This window comes from Burkholderia sp. KL41, from assembly GCF_057005415.2.
The window spans coordinates 2,425,589-2,447,251 of sequence record NZ_CM174447.1; the positions used below are offsets into that span (position 1 = coordinate 2,425,589).

Sequence of the window (21,663 nt, forward strand, 5' to 3'; positions counted from 1 at the left end):
TCGCATTCATTTTTCAAATGGCGCCCAGCCGAATATTTAATTTCCCATCACCGTGCCGGCCACCCATACTCGCGAACAAATCCGAGACATAACGTCCACGGCGGCCGGGCCGTCGCAGCGTATACGCGCTGCCGGTTTCGCGCCCCGCACATGGAAGGAGACAACGGCGTGCAACTGGAAGCCACCCACCGCCCGGGCATCGTGCCCGGCGCGGTCGACGCATCGCATCGAACCGATTCGGCCGCGCGCGACCCCGCGCTGAGCCCGCGGCTGCACAACCCCGACCTCGCGCCCACCAAGGCCGAGGGGCGGACGTGGGGCCGCTACAGCATCTTTGCGCTGTGGACCAACGACGTGCACAACATCGCGAACTACTCGTTCGCAATCGGGCTGTTCGCGCTCGGCCTGTCGGGCTGGCAGATGCTCGCGTCGCTCGCGATCGGCGCGGTGCTCGTCTACTGCTTCATGAACCTCACCGGCTACATGGGCCAGAAGACCGGCGTGCCGTTTCCGGTGATCAGCCGGATGAGCTTCGGCATCTACGGCGCGCTGCTGCCCGCGATGATCCGCGCGGTGATCGCGATCGCATGGTTCGGCATCCAGACCTATCTCGCGTCCGTCGTGCTGCGCGTGCTGCTCACCGCGATCTGGCCGGGCCTCGCCGCGTTCGACCAGGACGCGATCTTCGGGCTGTCGACGCTCGGCTGGGTCACGTTCGTCGCGATCTGGCTCGTGCAGATCGGCATCCTCACGTACGGGATGGAAATGGTCCGCAAGTACGAGGGGCTCGCCGGCCCGGTGATCCTCGTCACGACGCTGTCGCTCGCCGCGTGGATGTTCAGCCGCACGGGCGGCCATCTCGCGATGTCGATCGGCAAGCCGCTGACCGGCCTGAAGATGTGGACGGAGATCTTCGCGGGCGGCTCGCTGTGGCTCGCGATCTACGGCACGCTGGTGCTCAACTTCTGCGATTTCGCGCGCTCGTCGCCGAGCGCGAAGACGGTGCGGCTCGGCAACTTCTGGGGCCTGCCGGTCAACATCCTCGTGTTCGCGACGATCAGCTTCGTGCTCGCGGGCGCGCAGTTCAAGCTGAACGGCCACATCATCCACAGCCCGACGGAAATCATCGCGACGGTGCCGAACAAGCTGTTCCTCGTGCTCGGCTGCCTCGCGTTCCTGATCGTCACGGTCGCCGTGAACATCATGGCGAACTTCGTCGCGCCGGCCTTCGTGCTGACGAGCCTCGCGCCGCACCGTCTGTCGTTCCGCCGCGCGGGCCTGATCAGCGCGACGGTCGCCGTGCTGATCCTGCCGTGGAACCTGTACAACAGCCCGATCGTGATCGTCTATTTCCTGTCCGGCCTCGGCGCGCTGCTCGGCCCGCTGTACGGGATCATCACGGTCGACTACTGGCTCGTGCGCAAGCAGCGCGTGAACGTGCCCGACCTCTATACCGAAGCGCCGACCGGCGCCTACTTCTACACGCGCGGCGTGAACCGCAAGGCCCTTGCGGCGCTCCTGCCGTCCGCGCTGATCTCGATCACGCTCGCCGTCGTGCCGGCCTTCAGCGCAATGACGCCGTTCTCGTGGCTGCTCGGCGCGGCCATCGCGGGCAGCGTGTACTGGCTGCTGGCCGATCGCAAACGGCAATACGAGGAGCGCTCGGGCGAACCCATCGCGGTCGCCTGCGCGCAACACTGAACACACGCATACGGAGTCAGCAATGAGGATCCTGGTAGTCAACGTCAACACGACCGAGTCGATCACCGACGCGATCGCCGCGCAGGCGCAGGCCGCCGCGTCGCCGGGCACGGAGATCGTCGGGCTGACGCCGCGCTTCGGCGCGGAGTCGGTCGAAGGCAACTTCGAGAGCTACCTCGCGGCGATCGCCGTGATGGATCGCGTGCTGAGCTATGACGAGCCGTATGACGCGGTGATCCAGGCCGGCTACGGCGAACACGGCCGCGAAGGCCTGCAGGAACTGCTGACGGTGCCCGTCGTCGACATCACCGAAGCGGCCGCGAGCGTCGCGATGCTGCTCGGCCATCGCTACTCGGTCGTCACGACGCTCGACCGCACGGTGCCGCTGATCGAGGATCGCCTGAAGCTCGCAGGGCTCGACGCGCGCTGCGCGTCGGTGCGTGCAAGCGGCCTCGCGGTGCTCGAACTCGAGGAGAACCCGGCGCGCGCGATCGAGTCGATCGTCGGCCAGGCGCAGCGCGCGGTGAAGGACGATCACGCGGAAGTGATCTGCCTCGGTTGCGGCGGAATGGCCGGCCTCGACCGGCAGATCGAGGAATGCACGGGCGTGCCGGTCGTCGACGGCGTATCGGCCGCGGTCGCGCTCGCCGAGTCGCTGGTGCGCCTGAAGCTGAAGACGTCGAAGGTCCGCACGTACGCACCGCCGCGCCCGAAGCGGATCGTCGGCTGGCCGGGCACCTTCGCGAAATGATGCGCCGCCGGCCGGCTGCAGCGTCGCGCTCGGGCATCGTGCCGCCGGGAGGCGTATCGGCATGCGGGACACGCTAGAACCGGACGCACTGCCCCGCCGCGCATCCGACGCCGCGGGCGCGCTCGACGTGCTCGATGCGCGGCTGATGCGCATCCTGCTCGTGCTGCTCACCGAGCGCACCGTGTCGCGCGCGGCCGTGCGGCTGAACATGTCGCAGCCGGCGACGAGCGCCGCGCTCAAGCGCCTGCGCACGCTGCTCGGCGATCCGTTGCTGGTGCGCAGCCGCTACGGGATGGTGCCGACCGAGTTCGGCGCGCGGCTGATCGAACCGCTGCGCAACGCGCTGCGCGTGATCGACTTCATCCGCATCCAGCAGCCGACGTTCGACGCGCGCACGTCGGTGCGCACCTACCGGATCGGCTGCCCCGACTACCTGAACGTGCTGTTCGTGCCGAAGCTCGTCGCGCTGTTCCGCGAACGCGCGCCGAACGCGCAACTCGTGTTCCATCCGCTCGGCGACGGCTTCGACGACGAGCGCGCGCTGGCCGACGGCGAACTCGACGTCGTGATCGACAATCGCCCGGCGCGCTCGTCACGGTTCCGGCAGGACGACCTGTTCGACGATCGCGTCGTATGCCTGATGCGCGCGACGCATCCGCTCGCGCGGCACGGCGCGATGACGGCCGCCGATTTTGCCGACGCGCCGCAGCTGTGCCCGACACCGTCGTGGCTCGAGGCGTCCGGCGCGATCGACCGGCAGCTCGAACGCGTGGGCCTGCAGCGGCGGATCGTCGTCACGCTGCCCCACTTCGAACTTGCCGCGCATGCGCTCGTGCGCACCGACATGCTCCTGACCACCACGTACCGGCTCGCGCGGCATTACGCGAAGCTGCTGCCGCTCGCCGCCGTCGCGCTGCCGGCGGAGCCGCCGGACATCGTGTACCGGATGACGTGGAACGAATCGGGCGCGTGCGTGGACGGCGTGCGCTGGCTGCGCGGGCTGATCGCGGAAGCGACACGGGCGTGGCTCGACGCCGAGGCGATGCTGCCGGCGGTTGCCGCGGTTCCCGCCGGCGCAGTTGCGGACGTAGGGAACAGCGTGCCGGCCGCGGCCGATATGTCCGATATGTCCGATATGTCCGATATGTCCGATATGTCCGATATGTCCGATATGTCCGATATGTCCGATATGTCCGATATGTCCGATACACCCGATACACCCGATACATCCGATACAGCCGATACAGCCGATACACCCGCTACGGCCGATGCACCCGCTACGGCCGCTGCGCCCGACCCGGTTCGACGCACGCGCCGCAGGCAGGCGACGCATTGCCGTGCATCGCACCCGCCGCGCGTCGCCCATGCGGCACGCATCCACCGTCACGCGACGAAGTCGCATTGACCGGCGCGACCGACAGGCGCGACAACGCGCCGCTCCATACGTCACACACCTTCACGCACCGTCACGCACCATCGCGCATCGGTTGCGCAAGCAGCTTGCATGCAACGACGGCCACGACGAGCGCGAGCACGCCGCTCACCGTCAGCGCGTCGGCAAACCCGCTCGCGAACGCGACGGGCGCCGCCTTCGCGAGCGCGCCAGCAGCCGACGGCGGCACACGCTCGAGCGCCCGCGCCAGGTCGCCGGCCAGCAGGCTCGACATGAACGGCGCATCGGCGAACGCGCGCAGGCCGGGCGCGGCGGACAGCAGCCGGTCGAGCCGCGCCTGCGTGCTCGCGGCCAGCACCGCGCCGAGCACGCCGACGGCCGTCACGATCGCCGAGAAGCGCGTCGTCGTGCTGATGCCCGACGCCATGCCGGTGCGGTTCGACGGCACGCACGCCATGATCGCCTTCTGCGTGTCGCCGTTCATGATGCCCGCGCCGCAGCCCGTCACGAACATGCCGATCGCGACGAGCCGGTAGTCGCCAGCGGCCGTCAGCGCCGCGGTCGCGAGGTTGCCCGCGCCGATCAGCGCGAGCCCGCCCGCCAGCACGCCGCCGGACGACACGCGCGCGGCCAGCGCCGCGCCGAGCGACGGCCCGGCGATCATCGCGAACGCGAACGGCAGCATCCCGAGCCCCGCGTCGATCGCCGACATCCCGAACGCGTTCTGCAGGTACAGCGGCAGGAACGTCATCATCACCTGCGCGCACGCCGCATAACCGAACATCGCGAGCACGGCGCCGACGAAGCGCGGCTGGCGGAACAGCGCGAGATCGATCATCGGCCGCGCCTGCCAGCGCTCCGCGCCGACGAACGCCGCGAACAGCGCGGCGGCGAGCGCGAGCCGGCCGAGCGTCGCGGCCGACAGCCAGCCGTGCGACGGTGCGCCGATCAGGGCCGCGATCGCGCACGCGAGCGCCGCGCCGAACAACAGGCTGCCGGCCGCATCCACGCGCTTCGCGTGCGGATCGCGCGACTCGTCGATCGCGACGCGCGCGCCGGCCGCGAGCAGCATGCAGACGGGCAGGTTCAGCAGGAACACCCAGCGCCACCCGATCCATTGCGTGATCGCGCCGCCGACGAGCGGCGCGACGGCCGTCGCGATCCCCATGCACATGCCCCAGATCGCCCACGCGCGCGCCCGTTCGCGCCCCTCCGGAAAGCGGTTCGCGATCACGGCGAGCGCGGCCGTCAGCAACAGCGCGGCGCCGCCGCCCTTCACCGCGCGCGCGGCGATCAGCCAGCCGGCCGACGGCGCGACGCCGCAGCCGAGCGAAGCGAGAAAGAACAGCGCGAGCCCCGCGCCGAGCATCCGCTTGCGCCCGAAGCGGTCGGCGAGCCCGCCGGCCGGCAGCAGGCAGGCGGCGAACGCGGTCATGTACGCGCTCACGACCCATTCGATATCGGCAAAGCTCGCGTGGAAACTGCGCGCGATGCTCGGCAGCGACACGGCGACGACGTTCGTGTCGAGCACGATCAGCGAGCAGGTCGCGGACGCGACGGCGAGCGTCGCGGCGGCGGGCATGCGGCCGCCCGTGCGCGGGGCGGCCGCCGCGCCCGCGCGCGACGCCGGTGAAGACTGGGACATCGGACACTCCGGAACAGGTTGAACGAACCGTATGCTAGGCTTGCCCGGTATTGCCCGTCATTGACACTCAGACGCTTTTTTATTGACGAAAACTGCAATCATGGATCGGCTCGAATTCCGTCACGTGCGCGCGTTCCTGAGCGTCGCGCAGCACCTGCACTTCGCCCGCGCGGCCGAGGCGCTCGACATGGCGCCGCCCGCGCTCACGCGGCAGATCCAGGAGGCCGAACGCGTGCTCGGCGTGCGCCTCTTTCACCGGTCGCGCCGCGCGGTCACGCTGAGCGCGGCCGGCGAGGCCTATCTCGCCGAAGCGCGCGCCGCGGTCGAACACCTGCAGCGCGGCCGCGAACTCGCGGCGCTGGCCGAGCGCGGCGAGCTCGGCCGGATCGAGATCGGCTACGTGTCGTCGGCCGTCTATTCAGGCACGCTGCAGCGCACGGTCGGCGCGTTTCGCGACGCGCACCCGCGCATCGAGCTGAACCTGCGCGAAGTGCCGATGGACGACGTCGCGAACCAGCTCGACACCGGCCGCCTCGACCTCGCGTACGTCCGCCCGCCGCTGCCGCTGCCCGGCGGCCTGCGGATCGTCACGCTGCAGCGCGACGTGTTCGTCGCGGCCGTGCCGGCCGGGTCGCGCTACGCGTCGATGGCCGCCGTTCGCGCGGCCGACCTCGCCGACGCGCGCTTCGCGGTGCCCGAACAGGAGCGCGGCACGCTCGAAGTCGCGCGCCGCGGCCGCTTCGCGCCGCTGGTCGCCGCCCGCCCGGGCGGCTTGCTCGCGGTGCTCGCATGCGTGTCCGTGAACGGCTGGGTCGCGGTGATTCCCGATGCGCTCGCCGGCTGCGTGTCGCTGCCGGGTGTCGTGTACCGGCCGATCGCCGGCAAGCCGATCACGTCGGAACTCGCGCTCGCGCACCGGCGCTTCGAAAAGGCGCCGGCGGTGCGCGCGTTCCTGCGGACGGTTCCGTCGGCCGCGCAAGACGCTGGATGAAACGCCCGCGTGCGGCGATGGCGGTGGCGGTGGCGGCGGTGGCGGCGGTGGCGGCGGTGGCGGCAGTGGCGGCAGTGGCGGCAGTGGCGGCAGTGGCGGCGATGGCGGCGACGGCGATGGCGGCGATGGCGGCGATAGCGGCAACGGCGGCCAGGCCGGCCGCCGCGGCGCGAATATGCATTGCACGATTCGATGTTTGTCGGCTGGAAACCGATTCCGTAACCTGCCCGGCAACCGCGCCGCCTGCGCGCGGGTAACCGAGGACACTCCGCCGATGAACCCAACCTCCGCCCCGCCGCGCCGCCGCGTGCTGCAGCGTCTTGTCGCCCTCGCCGCCGCGCCGCTCGCCGGCGGCGTCGCACTGCCCGCCCATGCGGCGGGTGCCGACCCGTCGGGCGTCACGCTCGTGCTCGGCGACCAGGCCGGCGGCCTGCGCGCGCTCGCCGAAGCCGCGCGCGTGCTCGACGGCACGCCTTACCGGTTCCGCTGGGCCAACTTCCAGGGTGCCGCGCCGCTGTTCGAGGCGCAGCGCGCGGGGGCGATCGATCTCGCGCCGGCCGGCGACCTGCCCGTGCTGACGGCCGCGCTCGGCGATCCGTCGTTGCGGATCGTCGCGACGCGCGTCGGCTCGGCGACATCGCTCGGCATCGTCGTCCAGCCCGATTCGCCGGTCCGCACCGTCGCCGACCTGAAAGGACAGACCGTCGTGGTGTCGTCCGCGCGCGGCAGCATTTCGCAGTACCAGCTGTACGGCGCGCTGCGCGAACACGGCCTCGCGCCGCGTGACGTCGACGTGCGCTTCGTGCTGCCCGTCGACGCGTTCGCCGCGTTCGAGGCGAAGCGGATCGGCATCTGGGCGACGTTCGACCCGTACTACGGGCATGCGGTACGACGCGGCGCGCGCGTCGTCCGTGACGGCAGCGGCATCAATTCCGGGTTGGCGTTCCTCACGTCGCCGGTCGAAACGCTCGACGATCGCGCGAAGCGCGCGGCGCTCGCGGACGTGCTGGCGCGGCTCGCCCGCGCGGGCCAGTGGGCGCTCGCGCATCCCGCCGACTACGCGACCGTCTATGCGTCGCTCACGCGCCTGCCGCCCGACGCAGCCACCGACATCGCGCGCCGGGCCGCGCTCGCACAGCGCAGCCTCAGCGGTGCCGACATCGACGTGCTGCAGCGTGTCGCCGACCGCGCGGCGGCCGACGCGATCCTGCCGCGGCGCGTCGACGTCGCCTCGATCGCGATCCGCAACGTGTCCGCCTGAACGGTGACGCGCGTGGCGGCGTTCAGCGTTCAGCGCGGCCGCGGCATGTCGAGCGGCGCGCCTGTCAGATCCCGGACTTGCATGCCCGTCATCGTCGTTATCGAATCGACATGCTGACCGTTGCATCCGCGGCGGTAGCGGTTCCCGAGCCCCCCACCGCGCCCCCATCAATTCGTGTTACGAATCCCCGATTCCTGCCTACAATGATCAGAACGCCTGTCGTCCGGCCTGCAGCGGACGACGACCTGATCCATACGGCGCAGCACGAGCCGGATCTCTCGGGGGACGTATGTCCGCGCACGCCAGAAGGCCGCTGGTATCGCTCGTCGTACCGTTCCACGACGAGGCGGAAACAATCGACGCATTCTTTGCGGCAACGCTGCCCATCCTCGAATCGGTCGATACGATCCGTTTCGAGATCGTCTGCATCAACGACGGCAGCCGCGACGACACGCTGGACAGGCTGATCGACGTCGCGGCCGGCGACCCGCGCGTGCGCATCGTCGATCTCACACGGCGCTTCGGCAAGGAGGCCGCGCTCACCGCCGGCATCGACGAAGCCGCCGGCACCGCCGTGATCCTGATCGATGCCGACCTGCAGGACCCGCCCGCTCTGATCCCCGCGATGGTCGAACGCTGGCTCGCCGGCGCCGAGGTCGTCGCCGCGAAGCGCACCGACCGCATGTGCGACCCACTGATGCAGCGCGTGGCCGCCGCGCTCTACTACCGCGTCCACAACCGCCTCTCCGAAGTCGGGATGCCCGAGAACGTCGGCGATTTCCGGCTGATGGACCGCCAGGTCGTCGACGCGCTGCGCGCGCTGCCCGAGCGGCGGCGTTTCATGAAAGGCCTGTTCGCATGGGTCGGCTATCGCACCGAGATCATCGAATACACGCGTGCACCACGCAGCGGCGGCCGCTCGAAATTCTCCGGATGGCGGCGCTGGAACTTCGCGCTCGAAGGCATCACGAGCTTCAGCACCGTGCCGCTGCGCGTATGGACCTACATCGGCCTCGCGTTCGCCGCCCTCTCGTTCATCTACGGCGCCTTCATCGTCATGCGCACGCTGCTGTTCGGTAACCCCGTGCACGGCTACGCGTCCCTCATCTCCGTGATGCTGTTCGTCGGCGGCATCCAGCTGATCGGTATCGGCGTCATCGGCGAATACCTCGGCCGCATCTATCACGAGTCGAAGCAGCGCCCCGTCTATCTCGTCCGGCGCCGTTACCGCGCGCAGCGGGACGCCGCCGCGCATCCTGCGTCGAAGCTGCTGCAGTTCCCGCTCAAGCGCACGCACGCGGCCCGCCGCCGGACGCCGCTCCCCTCGACTGCCGCCGGCCACGGTGCGCGCAAAGTCTCCGTCAAGTAACCGCGTACACGCCGCATGGATCTCCCCCGGGACACGACGCGATCGGCGGGCCATCCCGTCCGCGCATGGCTGACACCGCGGCGCGTCGTTGCGTACAGCGTGGTCGCGCTCGCGTGCTACGCGCTGTTCGCCGCGATCTGGGTATCCGTCGTCCGTCATGCGCCGGCCACCGCCCCGTCGCGCCCGGGCCCCGACTACGCGGTGTTCTGGACGGCGTCGTACGTGATGCTGCATGGCTCGCCATGGCAAGCGTACGATGTGCCGACCTTCACACGGCTGGCCGCCGACCTGTTCCCGCAGTTCCGCCGCGAAGACCTCGTCGCGTGGCTGTACCCGCCCACCAACCTGCTGCTCGTGACGCCGCTCGCGCTGCTGCCTTATGCAATCGGCTATCCGCTGTTCGTCGCGTTCGGTGTCGCCGTGTTCGGTTTCGCCGCATCGCGCGTATCGGGCCTCGGCGCGATTCCTGGCGCTGCGCGCGTCGGCGGGTTCGCGCTGGTCGCCGCCCCGTGCGTGTTCGTCACCGGGATGTTCGGGCAAAACGCGTTCCTGACCGCGTCGTGCGCGGCGCTGGCCGTCTGCTGGGCGGACCGCCGGCCGATGTGGGCCGGCCTCTGCATCGGCCTGCTGTCGGCCAAGCCGCAACTGGCGCTGCTGTTCCCGTTCGTGCTGGTCGCCACGCGCGCATGGCGCACGATCGCGTGGGCCGCGCTCGCCACCACCGCGTTCGCCGCATTGAGCGTCCTCGTCTGCGGCGTCGAGTCGCTCCATCGGTTCGTCGCCGGCACCGCGCTCGCGCGGTCGCTCCTCCTCGAGCAAGGTGTCGTGTTCTGGCTCGCGTCGCCGGCGCCGTTCGCCGCCTTCCGGCTCGCGGGCCTGACGCCCGGGCTCGCGTATGCCGCGCAGGCGTGCATCGCGGCGCTGGCGATCGCAGCCGCCTGCATCGTGTGGACCCGTTCGCGCGACCTCCGCATGCGTGCCGCCGTGCTGGCGGTCGCGACGCTCGCGGCGAACCCTTACGTGTGGCACTACGAGCTCGCGTGGCTCGGCATCGCGATCGCGTGCATGCTGGCGACCGGCTGGCAGGACGGCTGGCTGCGCGGCGAGCAGGCCGCGATCGCGCTCATGTGGCTGCTGCCGATCGTCGAATACCTGAACCCGTGGCTGCAATGGCCGCAGATCGGCCCGGCCGTGACGCTGTTCGCGCTCCTCGTCCTGCTGCGCCGCGCCGGCCCGCGTGCTCACAACGCGAGCCGCGGCGGCACGTAGACGCCGTAGTACGGCCCGACGCCGGTCCCTGAGCCCGACATCTTCACGCCGGCGACGAAGTGGCCCTGGATGTACTTGTACGTGCCGCCGAGCGACACATCGACATGGAACGGCGCGAACGCGACGATCGGCACGGTGGTGCTGGTCGCGGTCTGCGTGACGACCGGCAGCACCACCGTCGTGCCGACCGGCACCGACGTATAGAGCGTCGCCTTCACGCCGGTCGCGAGATTGATGCTGTCGCCGATGTTGAGCGCCGTCGGGTTGCCGGTCGCCATCAGGTTGCCCATCGTCGTCGTGTCGGTCGCGGTCGACTGGAACGAGGTCCACTGCCCGCCCATGCAGAGCAGGCCGTAGACCTGGCCGTTCGTGATCGAGAACTCGTACGGCTGGCCGGTCAGCGGATTGATCAGCGGCTGGTTGGTCGCGGCGTTCCAGTACAGGTTGTACACGCACTGGTCGATCGCAACCGGAAACAACGCGCCGGCCGCCACCCCGCCCGGCGCCGCCAGCACCGCCACCGCGGTCGCGCTGCCGGAGGCGCCGGGAATCCCCAGCAGCCCGCCGAGCAGCAGCGGAATCGAGCCGCCGTTCACGCCGGGCGCGCGCGACACGGTGACCTGCACCGCCGGCACGTCGTAGGTGCCGGGCGTGATGGTCGTCGGCTGCATCGACGCGGGATTGCGCGTCACGTTCCAGTATCCGGTGGTCACCGTGCCGGTCGACAGCGCCGCACCGGCCGCCGAGTTCCGCGCGATCACGCCGTTCGCCGCCGGCGCGGCCTGCGACCAGTTCACCGCGCCGCCGCTCGGCGACATCATCGCATCGGCCCCCGCGAGCGCGGCCGCATCGGCCGCGTTCTGCAACTGGTTGTTCACCGTGACCACCCACGCGATGTCGATCGCCAGTGCGCCGAACGACAGCAGCGGAATCAGGAACATCAGGAAGAACAGCGCGACCGAACCGCGCTGCCGCGCGGGGCCGGCGGGTTGCGTTGCGCGCACGTCATTCATAGAGCATCACCGAAGTCGCCGAAACCGTCACCGGGCCGGTGAGCGCGCTGAACGCCGAACCCAGCACGAGCCCCGTATACGTGTAGGTCACGGTCACCGTCAGCGCGGTGCCCGACGTCGTGCCGTTCGCCTGCGTCACGGTCACCGCCGGGGTGGTCGCGGTGCCGCCGGTGATCAGGCTGTTCTGCATCGCGTTCTGCGCGATGCCCGCGATCTGCGTCGTGGTCAGCATCGGCACGCGCAGCACGACACCGGCCCGCGCCGCCTCGCGGCTCGCGTTCGTGATGACAGCCTTGTCGCACAGGATCAGGCTCGTGTCGATGATGCCGATCAGCACCATCAGCAGGAACGGCAGCATCAGCACGAATTCGAGAGACACGACGCCGCGCGCGCGGCGGGCGCCGGTCGCCCCGCGTGTCATTTTGCGGCCCCCGCACCCGGCGGCGCGGCGCCCGGCTCCAGCGCCGCGCCGGACATCGGCGGCGCGGCACCGGCACCGGCACCACCTGCACTGCCGCCGCCCCCGCGCGACGCGAGCCGCGCGCGCACCGCCTGGTAGAAGCGCAGGTTGTCGGCCACCGCCGACGCGGGCAAATCCGCGGACAGCAGCTTCTTCGCCGAATCGGTATTGCCGAGCACGCCGTACGCGAACGCGAGGTTCTGGCGCGCCTGCCACGGCGCGGACGGCAGCCCGGCGACGTCGAGCAGCACGTTCACGCCCTCGCGCGGCCGGTTGCTCAGCACGAGCGACAGCCCGAGGTCGACGCGCAGCCCCTGCGCGTCCGGGTGCGCGCGCAGCGCGTCGCGATAGACGACCTGCGCATCCGCATGACGCCCCTGCAGGTCGAGCACGGTGCCGAGCCCTTCCGCCGCGAGCGGATGGTTCGGCTGCGCGGCCAGCAGGTCGCGATAGCGCTGCGCGGCTTCGTCGAGACGCCGCTGCCGCAACGCGACGCGCGCGAGCCCGAGCCGCGGGCCGAGCTCCGCGGGCGCCTGCCGCTGCGCCTCGTCGTAGAGAATCCGCGCGCGCTCCAGGTCGCCCGCGCGATAGTTGACGTCGCCGAGCCCCAGGCGCGCCGCGAGCGATTCGGGATGCTTCGCGAGCACCTTCTCGTACAGCGTCGATGCGAGATCGACGTTGCCGCCGGCAAGCGCGCTGTCCGCGATGCGCAGCTCGGCCTGCGGGTCGTCGCTCTTGTGCGACAGCACCGGCCGCGTCTGGATGCCCGGCGCGCAGCCGCCGGCCAGCACCGGCAGCACGGCCGCGAACGCGAACGCGCGTATGACGGATCGTGTCATCTGAATACCTCGAGCAGGCGAATCGCCGCCGGGCCCGCCGCGATCAGGCACACCGTCGGCAGGATGAACAGCATCATCGGCAACGTGATCTTCGGCGCCAGCTTCGCGGCCCGTTCCTCGAGCGCGACGATCTGCTCGGTGCGCTCGGTGCGCGACAGGGTGCGCAGCGCCTGCGTGATAGGCGTGCCGAAGCGCTGCGACTGCGTGAGCGTCGTCGCGAGCGACCGCGCCGACGTGAAATCGACGCGCGTCGCGAAATGCGCGAGCGTCGCGGACACGTCGCCGCTCAGCGTGAGCTCGTCCGCGCACACCGTCAGCTCGTCGGCGAGCGGCGGGCAGATGCGCGACAGTTCGTGTGCGACGCGCCGGATGCCCGACGCGAGGCTGTTGCCGGCCATCGTGCAGATCACCAGCAGGTCGAGCGCGTCCGGAAAGCACGCAGCGATGAGCCGCCGCCGCCGCCGGATCATCGCGCCGAGCACGTATTCCGGCACGATCACGCCGACCACGAACGCGGCGACCATCGCCAGCGCCCGGATCACGAAGTATTCGCCGAAGCGCGGAATCAGCGGGCTGAACACGATCGCGCCGCATGCGAACAGCACGCCGCAGCTCAGCTTGATCCCGATCATCGACGACACCGCGCGACGCTCGCGAAAGCCCGCGCGCGTCAGCTGCAGGCCGAGCTTCACGCGCTGCATCGGGTCGAGCACCGGCAACCGTTCGCCCAGCTGCGCGAGCCGGCGCGTCAGGTCCTGGCGAACGCCGCCCGGCTGCAGCCACCCCGTCACGGGTGCCGGCGAGTGCTGCCCGGCAGCCTGCCGCACACGCGCGGCGATCCGCTGGCGGGTGCCGCCGCCGGGTCTGCCGAGCGCCGCCGCGACACAGGCGAGCAACAGCAGCAATTCGAAGCCGCGGGCGGCCAGTATCGACATCGTCATCGCGCGGTATCCAGTTTCGAGATCTTGCGGATCACCAGCAGGCCGACCGTCAGCAACCCGGCCGCGATCGTCAGCATCGTGTGCCCCGCGTGCGTCGAGAACAGCAGCATCACGTAGTCGCGGTTCACGAGGAACAGCGCGCCGATCATCACGAACGGCACCGCCGAAATGATGTTCGTCGTGATGCGCCCCTCGGCGGTCAGCGCGCGGGTCTTCAGGCGGATGTCGCGGCGCGTGCGGATAATGCTCGACAGCTCGTCGAGCGTTTCGCCGAGGCTGCCGCCGGTCTCGCGCTGCAGCAGCAGGTAGACGGTGAAGAACGAGAAGTCCGCGATCATCAGCCGGTCGGCGGCCTGCGTCAGCACGTCCTTGAGATCCGCGCCGACGCGCAGGCTGTCGCCCATCGAACGGAACGTCGCGCGCACCGGCTCGGCCGCGCCGTCGCCGACCATGCTGATCGCCTGCGTGACCGGAATCCCCGCGCGCACGGCCCGCACGATCACGTCGATCGCGTCCGGGAACGCTTCGAGAAAGCGCACCCGGAAGCGGTCGACCAGCGCGCGGTAGCTGGCGCGCATCGCGACCAGCGGCAACCCGACATAGATCAGCGGACGCAGGAAGTCCGGCGGCCCGATCAGCTTCACCGCGACGATCGCCGCGATCGCACCGGCGATCGTGCTCGCGACGACGATCCTCACCCCGCCCTTGCCGCCTACCGCGCGCACCCGCGTCACGCGGCGTTGCAGCCATGCGCGCAAGCGGCCTTGCCGGCGCTCGAGGTTGAACAGCGCGACGCCGGGCACGGCGGACGCATGCCCGGCGTGCCCGGCGAGCGACGGCGACAGCTTGCGCATCCGTGCGCGGATGCGCTGCGCCGGGTGATGGCTCGCGCGATCGAACAGCGACGACAGCACGAGCCCGATCGCGAGGATCGTCACGAACCCGCCCACCGCGAACAGGTCGGCGGCCCTCATTGCCGGAAGACCTCGGCGAGCGCATCCTCGACGCCGTAATACGCGGCACGCGCCGCGAATCCCGGCCGCAACGGCGATGCCTCGAACACGCCCTTCACCGAATCGCGCGTCGTGTCGCCTTCCTGGCGGAACACGAACAGGTCCTGCGTGATGACCACCTCGCCTTCCATCCCGACGATCTCGGTGATCCGCGTCACGCGCCGCACCCCGTCGCGCATCCGCTCGATCTGCACGAACAGGTGCACGGCGCTCGCGATCTGGCGGCGGATCGACAGCAGCTGCAGGTTCGCGTTCGCCATCATCACCATGCTCTCGAGCCGACTGATCGCGTCGCGCGGCGAATTCGCGTGAATCGTCGTCATCGAGCCGTCGTGCCCCGTGTTCATCGCCTGGAGCACGTCGAACGCCTCGGGGCCGCGAATCTCGCCGAGGATGATGCGGTCGGGCCGCATCCGCAGCGCGTTGCGCACGAGATCGCGCTGCGAGATCCCGCCGAGCCCCTCGGTATTTTCCGGGCGGGTCTCGAGGCTCACGACGTGCGGCTGCAGCAACTGCAGCTCGGCGGCATCCTCGATCGTCACGATCCGTTCGTGCTGCTCGATATGCTGCGACAGCGCGTTGAGCAGCGTCGTCTTGCCCGAGCCGGTGCCGCCCGAGATCACGATGTTCAGCCGGCACGCGCACGCGACCTTCAGCACCTGCAGCATCGGATGCGAGATGTTGCCCTGCTGCGCCATCCGCGCGAGCGTGATGTCGCGCTTCGCGAACTTGCGGATCGAGATCGACGGGCCGCGCATCGCGATCGGCGGTAGCACGACGTTCACGCGGCTGCCGTCGGCGAGCCGCGCATCGACCATCGGGCTGCTCTCGTCGACGCGCCGCCCCACCGCCGCCGCGATCCGCTGCGCGACGCTCGCCACGTGCGCGTCGTCGCGGAACTTCAGCGACGTGAGCTCGAGCCGGCCCGCGCGCTCGACGTACACCTGGTCGGGCCCGTTGACGAGGATGTCGGTGACCGTGTCGTCGGCCAGCAGCGGCTCGATCGGCCCGACGCCGAACATGTCGTTCAGGATCGCATCGACGATCAGCACCTGCTCGCCGGCCGTGATCTTCAGGCGCTCGCGCTCGACCGTGTGCGCGGCCACCTGCTCGATGCCCGCGCGCACCTCGTCGCGCGTCTTCATCAGCGCCGCCGACATGTTCATCGACGTGAACACCGCGTGGCGGATCGCGTCGAACTTGCTCGACCGGATCAGCGCCTCGTGGGTATCGGCCGCCACGGGGGCCCGGGCCGATGCCGACGCGGGCGCAGGTGCTTCCGCCGGCGCCGGCGCCGGCGCCGGTGCCGGCTCGTGCGCCACGGCGGGCGTCGCGGCCGGCACGGGGTTCGCCGGCGGCCGGTTGCGGGTACCGAACGTCACGATCCCTTCCTCCACTTGACGAGCCGCGCATACCACGGCTCGGCGACGGCCATCGGCTCGCCGGTGATGCCGTTCGCGAGCTGCCGGATCTGATCCACGAAGCCGTGCCGCTTCGCGCCGTCGATCGGCTCGCCGAGATTCTCGGCGACGGCGAGCGTCTGCGGCTCGTGCGGCAGTTCGTGCAGCGGCGCGCCGCCGAACGCCTCCTCGAAATCGACCGGCTCGACCCGGCCCGCGACGGGCGCGAGCGGGTTGTTCAGCACCATCGACAGCAGCCGCTCGCCGGGCAGTTCCCGCACGAAACGCACGAGCCGCGCAGCCTCGTATGCGGCATGCACCGAGCGGTCGACCACGACATGGACGAGATCGGACGCGACGAGCGCGTCCTCGAGCAGCTTGCCGGCGCCGCTCCCGACGTCGAACAGCACGTAGTGGAAGCGGTCCTTCAGCATGTCGACCAGGCGCGCGACGGCCTCGTCGCCCACCGGGGCGTCGGCGCCATACGCCAGCTCGGCGGACAGCACGTGCAGCCGGTCGCCCTTCGTGACGAACATGCGCTCGAACAACGCGTCATCGGGGCGCTGGCCCATGTTCAGCAGTTCGATCAGCCCGTTGTTGCTGGACAGCCCGAACATCGAGTTCGCGCCGCCGCCATGCAGGTTCAGGTCGACATAGGCCACGCGGCGGCGCTTCTCGCCCGCCAGGAAGCGCGCGAGGCTCACCGTGATCGTGGTCGCGCCGACGCCGCCGCGGGCGCCGACGAAGCTGACGACCTTGCCGGTACGCGCCTGGACGACCGATTCCGTGGCCGTCAGCGCGCGCCGCATCAACTCGACGGTCAGCGGCTTGACGATGTAGTCCTGCACGCCGATGCCGAGCAGGTTGCGAAACAGCCCGACGTCGTTCTGCGTGCCGATCGCGATGACGCGCACCGACGGGTCGCACACGTCGGCGAGCCGCACCAGGTCCGACACCGGCAGCACCGAATCCGACACGTCGATGACCAGCTGGCGCGGCGAACGCTCGTACTGCTGCAGCAGCCGGATCGCATCGTCGCAGGTGCCCGCCTGCAGATGGGTGCGCGTGATCGACAGCTCCTGCGCGACGCGGCGTATCACGTCCTCGCTGCCCGGATCGGCGACGACCGCGACGAGATCGGCCGCTCCCGCGGACGCGGCGCGCCGGGTGTGCTGGCGATCGAGGAGGTTCATGGGCGGCATCGTGATGGCATCCGGGTCGGTTCAATGGCCGGGCGAGCCGGTCGTCAGCGTCTTGCCGGGCGTCGGCTGCTTCACGCGATCCTCGACGTAGCGGCGCACCGCGTCGGCCGCGGCCTGCGCGTCCGCGCCGCCGTAAGGCACGGGCGCGACGAGATCCTCCGGCCGCGCGAGCATCGCCGCGAGGTTCGAGTAGGTGGCGCAGCCGAACGGCACACCGGGCCGCGCGTAACCCGCGTCGACGAGATGCGACGGCTGCATCAGCGTCGCGCAATCGGGCGGCACCGCGCGCGCGCCGTCGAAGCCGATCGTCCGCGCATCGGGCAGGTTGACCGGCGGCGGCGCCGACAGGCAGCCCGCGAGCCCCAGCGGCAGCAGTGCGGCAACGATCGATCGGGTTCGCATGGGCGCGCCTCCGGTTCAGTACACGAAGCCCGCGGCGCCGACGAGGCGCGGCGTATCGCCCGACAGCAGGTCGAGCCCCAGGTTGCGCTGCACCGCGAACTCCAGGTCGCTGCTCGGCCGCGCGACCGTGTCGATCGCCTGCTCGAGCTGGCCGGGCCCGGCCGGCTGCACGATGTACGGCGTGACGATGACGACCACCTCGGTCTTGTTGTCCTGGAAGTTCTTCGACGAAAACAGCCGGCCGATGATCGGCAGCCGGCCGAGCCCCGGGATCTGCGACACGGTATCGGCCGTCTGGCTCTGCAGCAGCCCGCCGATCGCGAAGCTCTGCCCGCTCGACAGCTCGACCGTCGTCTCGACGCGCCGCACCGTGAGCCCCGGCACCTTGACGCCGCCGGTCGTCACGCTGTTGTTCGCATCGACCTCGCTCACTTCCGGCCGCACCTTCAGGCTGATCCGGTTGTCGGCGAGCACGGTCGGCGTGAAATCGAGCGACACGCCGAACGGCTTGAACTCGACCGTGATCGCGCCGGTCGACGAGCCGGCCTGCGCGACCGGGATCGGAATCTCGCCGCCCGCGAGGAAGCTCGCGGTCTCGCCGGACATCGCGGTGAGGTTCGGCTCGGCGAGCATCGTGATCAGGCCCTCCTGGTCGAGTGCGTCGAGCACCACGTCGATCGACCAGCGCCCCGCGCGGAACCCGCCGAGCACCGAGAACGCGCCCGTCGGCGACAGGTTGAACAGGCTGGTCGTCGGATCGAACAGCGTGCGCCCGTTGAACAGCCCGCCGACGAAGTTGCCGGCCCCGCCCAGCGAGCTCCAGTTGATGCCGAGCTGCTGCGTGATGTTGCGGCTCACCTCCGTCACCCGCACGCGCAGGTTCACCTGGATCGGGCGCGACAGCGTGAGCCGGTTGACGATCTTTTCCTTGTCGTGCAGGTACGGCGTGAGCGACTGCATCACGGCGTCGGCGTCGGCCGCGCTCGGCACCTTGCCCGACACCATCAGCGAGCCCGGCGCACCGGACACCGACAGCTTCAGTTGCGGAAAGCGGCTGTCGAGCACGCCCTGCAGCGACGCCGTGTCGACCTGCACGATCACCGTCTTGCGCAGGATCGGACGATGGTTCGCGCCGAGCGCGATCAGCGTGGTCGTGCCCGCCTTCTTGCCGAACACGAATACGGTACGCGGCGACGGCACCTGGATGTCCGCGATGGCGGGATCGGCGACGAACATCGCGGTCGCGGGCTCGGGCAGCGACAGCAGTTCCCCCTTGCCGGTCGCGATCGACAGCGCCGCGCCCGCGTCCGGCGCGCGCGCGACCTGCGCGGCGGCGCCCCCGGACGCGATGCCGCAGGCCAGGCCCAGGAAAGCGATCCAACGAACCATGCGCACCATGCGTGTTCCCGTCAAATGCCGGCCGCCGGACGGACGGCCCGAATCGTCAATCCGTCACTGCACCGTCGCCCCCGGCTGCTGCGCACCCGCCTGCGCCGCGACATTGGCACCGCCCGGAACCGCGGGCATCGCCGGCCACGACGGCAGCCCGGACGGCAGCGGCGGCAGGCCCGGCGTGCCGGTTCCGCCGCCGTGCGATCCGTCGTCGACCGACGAACCGCGATAGATCACGACCGCGTTGTTCCGCCACGCCGGCCGCGCGCCCGCATCCGGCCCGGCGGACGGCTCGCGTGCGGTCTCGCGCGCCGCGCGCGACACGTCGCCGGCCCACACCGGCTGGGTATCGGCCTCCTGCTCGTCGCCCCCCGCCGGCTGCCGCCGGTCGCTCGTCGCGAAGCTGCGCAGCGCGAGCGACAGCGAGCCGAGGCGGGTCGCCACCAGCACGACCTGCGCGGTGCGCGGCGCGACCTCGAGCGTGACCGTGCGCGCACGCGCCGTCGCGTCCGGCGCGCTCGCGGGCGCCTTCGCGCGCTGGAAGTCGGAACCGACCGCGAGCACGCGCGCGCGCCGCACCACCGTCTCCGCTTCGAACGTGCCCGGCGACGTCGCCGAGCCGCCGATCTGCTGCGTCAGCAACACGTCGACGAAGTCGCCCGGCTGGATCAGCCCCGCGTTGCCCGACACGTCGTCGACCGGCACCGAGATCGCGCGCATGCCGGGTTGCAGCGCGGCCGCGAGAAAATCCGGCGCGCCGGCCGGAATCACGTTCTCGACGCGAATCGGCGCGCCCGCGCCCACGTGATTGCGCAGCAGCGCGCCCTTCAGGTCCGCGCCCGGCTGCGACTCGACGAACGCGCCGGCCGGCACCTGCGCGCGCGGCATGCGTTTCCACGCGAGATCGTTGTCGCGCAGCAGCAGCCCTTCCGGCAGGTCGGCGGCGGCGACCCGCACGCGCGCCTGATCCGTTTCGGCGGGCACCGACGGCGTCGACGCGGCGACGTACAGTTCGCGCAGGATGAACGCACCGATGCCGGCGGCAACGACGAGCACGGCCATTCTCAGCGGTTTGGGCATGGCGGCGTGCGTCCCCCGGGCTAGGTAAGCGAAACCGTGTGTGGAAACGACGCCCAGACGGCCAGCGTGCCGCCGAGCGCGAGCGCCACGCCGTACGGCACGCCGCGCGCGTCGATCGCGTGCACCGGCGTGGCACGCCGCGACCGCGATACCAGCAACGCGACGCCGCACAGCGCACCGCCCGCGCCGACACTCGCCAGCACCGGAAACACCAGCGCCGGGCCGGCCCACAGGCATACCGCCGCAGCGAGCTTGACGTCGCCTCCGCCGATCCAGCCCGCGTGACGCATCGCGCCGAACAGCAGCAGCATCGCCGTGCCGATCGCGACATGCCCGGCCAGCGGTGCGAAGCCGTCGCACGCGAGCGCCGCCGCGACGAAATACAGCGCCGCGAACGCGAGCACCACGCGATTGGACAGCCGCCGGTCGCGCAGATCCTGCGCGGCGAGCGAGGCCAGCAAGACCGTGGCCACCGACTGCACGAGCGTGAGCATGGGAGAGCCGTCCGTCGACACGCACCGGCCGCGGACACGTTCTACCGCTGCGGATCCCGGTGTTCGTCGGTGGCGCGCGGGTTCAGCGGATCAGATCAGGCTCGTCACCTTGTTGATCAGCGTCGTGAATATGCTCGGCAAGCCGCCGCTGGTGCTGCTGAGGATCACGCCGACCGCCGCCAGCGCGACCACGACGATGCCGGCCAGCACTGCGTATTCGAGCGAGCTGACGCCGCGTTCGTCACGCAGCAGGGACTTGACGTATTGCAGCATGGCAACCTCCGAGTAACGGGTCGGTGACCGACCGTTGAACGCAAAGACGCACCCTTGCTCCGGCGGTTGCGCAGGACATTCGCCCATTGCGATGCGTGCGGGCGCCCCTGGCACTGGGTCGTTCGCATCCCCCGGAATACTCTCGATCACGACAACACGCGGCGTGCAACGATGACTTCGACCGTTGCGTGCCCGCATCCCTGGTGCGGTCTTCCCGCACGATGCAACCGCGCTGATTCGTCTAGGGTATAGACAATTTTTCAGGCGAATTCAAATGATTTAGCGTCGGAGTGCATTTATGGATTTCATGCTGCAACGATGAAAGCCATATCACTCATTTGCCTTCATTTTTCTCGCGGCATTTCGCATGGTTAACCTATCTGAACAGGCATTGCCACTGTTGCGGCGCATGATTTTCCGACCGGCCGCCGAACCGTTTCCATTCGATTTATCGGCATGCCGGATCGATCGACAGTGGCTCGTTTCTCCTTATCCGGCCTGACTTCCCGGCAAAATTGACCGGCCCGCATCGCATTTCCCCGATTACCGGCCTCCGTCTTTCCGCCCGGATTCGTCCAGCGATCCTTACGCGAATCCACCCACGTCGCCATTGCGATTTTCAAATCGACGATTGCCCGATTCGACATCCGGCCGCAATCGACATGATGGGAATCCTGAATGAATCTCCAATGCATGTGAATACGGTTCTCCGCCGCAAAGAACGGAACGCGCGGCGCGGCAACCCGCAAGGCGGCGATAAGCATAGTTCAAATC

At 70.2% G+C, this 21,663-nt stretch carries 22 protein-coding genes; 8 read left to right on the forward strand and 14 right to left on the reverse strand.

The window, feature by feature from the left end; translation table 11 throughout:
• Nucleotides 1-150 precede the first annotated feature (150 nt).
• The 3 genes from PQB87_RS28235 (at nt 151) to PQB87_RS28245 (ending at nt 3,857) form a co-directional block, all read left to right on the forward strand.
• Nucleotides 151-1,701 (forward strand): NCS1 family nucleobase:cation symporter-1, encoded by a 1,551-nt coding sequence (locus PQB87_RS28235; RefSeq protein ID WP_489243029.1) that lies wholly within the window; start codon nt 151-153, stop codon nt 1,699-1,701.
• 22 nt (nt 1,702-1,723) lie between these two features.
• On the forward strand, nt 1,724-2,452 hold the full coding sequence (locus PQB87_RS28240) for an aspartate/glutamate racemase family protein (protein WP_048025762.1): 729 nt from the start codon (nt 1,724-1,726) through the stop codon (nt 2,450-2,452).
• Between the two features lie 61 nt (nt 2,453-2,513).
• On the forward strand, nt 2,514-3,857 hold the full coding sequence (locus tag PQB87_RS28245) for a LysR family transcriptional regulator (RefSeq protein ID WP_489243030.1): 1,344 nt from the start codon (nt 2,514-2,516) through the stop codon (nt 3,855-3,857).
• Nucleotides 3,858-3,918: 61 nt separating this feature from the next.
• Here PQB87_RS28245 and PQB87_RS28250 read toward each other — a convergent pair whose 3' ends face one another.
• Nucleotides 3,919-5,490 (reverse strand): MFS transporter, encoded by a 1,572-nt coding sequence (locus tag PQB87_RS28250; RefSeq protein WP_175863164.1) that lies wholly within the window; start codon nt 5,488-5,490, stop codon nt 3,919-3,921.
• Nucleotides 5,491-5,590: 100 nt separating this feature from the next.
• Between PQB87_RS28250 and PQB87_RS28255 the strand changes: the two genes are divergently transcribed.
• The 5 genes from PQB87_RS28255 to PQB87_RS28275 all read left to right on the forward strand — a co-directional run bounded on the left by PQB87_RS28255 (nt 5,591) and on the right by PQB87_RS28275 (nt 10,380).
• The gene (locus PQB87_RS28255) at nt 5,591-6,481 is read left to right on the forward strand and encodes a LysR family transcriptional regulator (RefSeq protein ID WP_060085037.1); all 891 of its coding nucleotides are present in this window, start codon (nt 5,591-5,593) and stop codon (nt 6,479-6,481) included.
• A complete protein-coding gene (locus PQB87_RS28260) occupies nt 6,478-6,738 on the forward strand; it encodes a hypothetical protein (RefSeq protein WP_489243031.1) in 261 nt (86 codons plus the stop codon). The genes PQB87_RS28255 and PQB87_RS28260 overlap by 4 nt, the downstream gene beginning before the upstream one ends.
• A gap of 17 nt (nt 6,739-6,755) precedes the next feature.
• Nucleotides 6,756-7,742, forward strand: a complete 987-nt coding sequence (locus tag PQB87_RS28265; protein ID WP_060072326.1) for an ABC transporter substrate-binding protein — start codon at nt 6,756-6,758, stop codon at nt 7,740-7,742.
• Nucleotides 7,743-8,031: 289 nt separating this feature from the next.
• Nucleotides 8,032-9,111 carry a glycosyltransferase family 2 protein gene (locus tag PQB87_RS28270; RefSeq protein ID WP_489243032.1) on the forward strand — a complete coding sequence of 360 codons (1,080 nt, stop codon included), beginning with the start codon at nt 8,032-8,034 and terminating at the stop codon, nt 9,109-9,111.
• Nucleotides 9,112-9,126: 15 nt separating this feature from the next.
• Nucleotides 9,127-10,380, forward strand: coding sequence for a glycosyltransferase family 87 protein (locus PQB87_RS28275; RefSeq protein ID WP_489243033.1), 1,254 nt, complete (start codon nt 9,127-9,129; stop codon nt 10,378-10,380).
• On the opposite strand, the gene PQB87_RS28280 is transcribed toward PQB87_RS28275, so the two are convergent.
• The 13 genes from PQB87_RS28280 to PQB87_RS28340 all read right to left on the reverse strand — a co-directional run bounded on the left by PQB87_RS28280 (nt 10,353) and on the right by PQB87_RS28340 (nt 21,653).
• A complete protein-coding gene (locus PQB87_RS28280) occupies nt 10,353-11,393 on the reverse strand; it encodes a TadG family pilus assembly protein (protein WP_027791213.1) in 1,041 nt (346 codons plus the stop codon). The two genes, PQB87_RS28275 and PQB87_RS28280, sit on opposite strands and share 28 nt — an antisense overlap.
• Nucleotides 11,386-11,814, reverse strand: a complete 429-nt coding sequence (locus PQB87_RS28285) for a TadE/TadG family type IV pilus assembly protein (RefSeq protein WP_021162502.1) — start codon at nt 11,812-11,814, stop codon at nt 11,386-11,388. Before PQB87_RS28285 ends, PQB87_RS28280 begins: the two co-directional genes overlap by 8 nt.
• Nucleotides 11,811-12,692, reverse strand: coding sequence for a tetratricopeptide repeat protein (locus PQB87_RS28290; RefSeq protein WP_489243034.1), 882 nt, complete (start codon nt 12,690-12,692; stop codon nt 11,811-11,813). Before PQB87_RS28290 ends, PQB87_RS28285 begins: the two co-directional genes overlap by 4 nt.
• Complete coding sequence (locus PQB87_RS28295) at nt 12,689-13,633, reverse strand: type II secretion system F family protein (protein ID WP_489243035.1); 945 nt, start codon at nt 13,631-13,633, stop codon at nt 12,689-12,691. The genes PQB87_RS28290 and PQB87_RS28295 overlap by 4 nt, the downstream gene beginning before the upstream one ends.
• Nucleotides 13,630-14,607, reverse strand: coding sequence for a type II secretion system F family protein (locus PQB87_RS28300; protein ID WP_489243036.1), 978 nt, complete (start codon nt 14,605-14,607; stop codon nt 13,630-13,632). Before PQB87_RS28300 ends, PQB87_RS28295 begins: the two co-directional genes overlap by 4 nt.
• Nucleotides 14,604-16,028, reverse strand: a complete 1,425-nt coding sequence (locus tag PQB87_RS28305; RefSeq protein ID WP_489243037.1) for a TadA family conjugal transfer-associated ATPase — start codon at nt 16,026-16,028, stop codon at nt 14,604-14,606. Before PQB87_RS28305 ends, PQB87_RS28300 begins: the two co-directional genes overlap by 4 nt.
• Nucleotides 16,025-17,248, reverse strand: coding sequence for a CpaE/TadZ family protein (locus tag PQB87_RS28310; RefSeq protein ID WP_113047815.1), 1,224 nt, complete (start codon nt 17,246-17,248; stop codon nt 16,025-16,027). Before PQB87_RS28310 ends, PQB87_RS28305 begins: the two co-directional genes overlap by 4 nt.
• Nucleotides 17,249-17,269: 21 nt before the next feature.
• Complete coding sequence (locus PQB87_RS28315; protein ID WP_021164087.1) at nt 17,270-17,650, reverse strand: CpaD family pilus assembly lipoprotein; 381 nt, start codon at nt 17,648-17,650, stop codon at nt 17,270-17,272.
• Nucleotides 17,651-17,665: 15 nt separating this feature from the next.
• Nucleotides 17,666-19,048: a type II and III secretion system protein family protein gene (locus PQB87_RS28320; RefSeq protein WP_021164088.1), complete on the reverse strand. Its 1,383-nt coding sequence runs from the start codon at nt 19,046-19,048 to the stop codon at nt 17,666-17,668.
• Between the two features lie 54 nt (nt 19,049-19,102).
• Nucleotides 19,103-20,122, reverse strand: a complete 1,020-nt coding sequence (gene cpaB / locus PQB87_RS28325; protein WP_489243039.1) for a Flp pilus assembly protein CpaB — start codon at nt 20,120-20,122, stop codon at nt 19,103-19,105.
• A gap of 20 nt (nt 20,123-20,142) precedes the next feature.
• Nucleotides 20,143-20,616: an A24 family peptidase gene (locus tag PQB87_RS28330; RefSeq protein WP_059684281.1), complete on the reverse strand. Its 474-nt coding sequence runs from the start codon at nt 20,614-20,616 to the stop codon at nt 20,143-20,145.
• 90 nt (nt 20,617-20,706) lie between these two features.
• Nucleotides 20,707-20,889 (reverse strand): Flp family type IVb pilin, encoded by a 183-nt coding sequence (locus PQB87_RS28335; protein ID WP_021162901.1) that lies wholly within the window; start codon nt 20,887-20,889, stop codon nt 20,707-20,709.
• A gap of 371 nt (nt 20,890-21,260) precedes the next feature.
• On the reverse strand, nt 21,261-21,653 hold the full coding sequence (locus PQB87_RS28340; RefSeq protein WP_489243040.1) for a hypothetical protein: 393 nt from the start codon (nt 21,651-21,653) through the stop codon (nt 21,261-21,263).
• Nucleotides 21,654-21,663 lie beyond the last annotated feature (10 nt).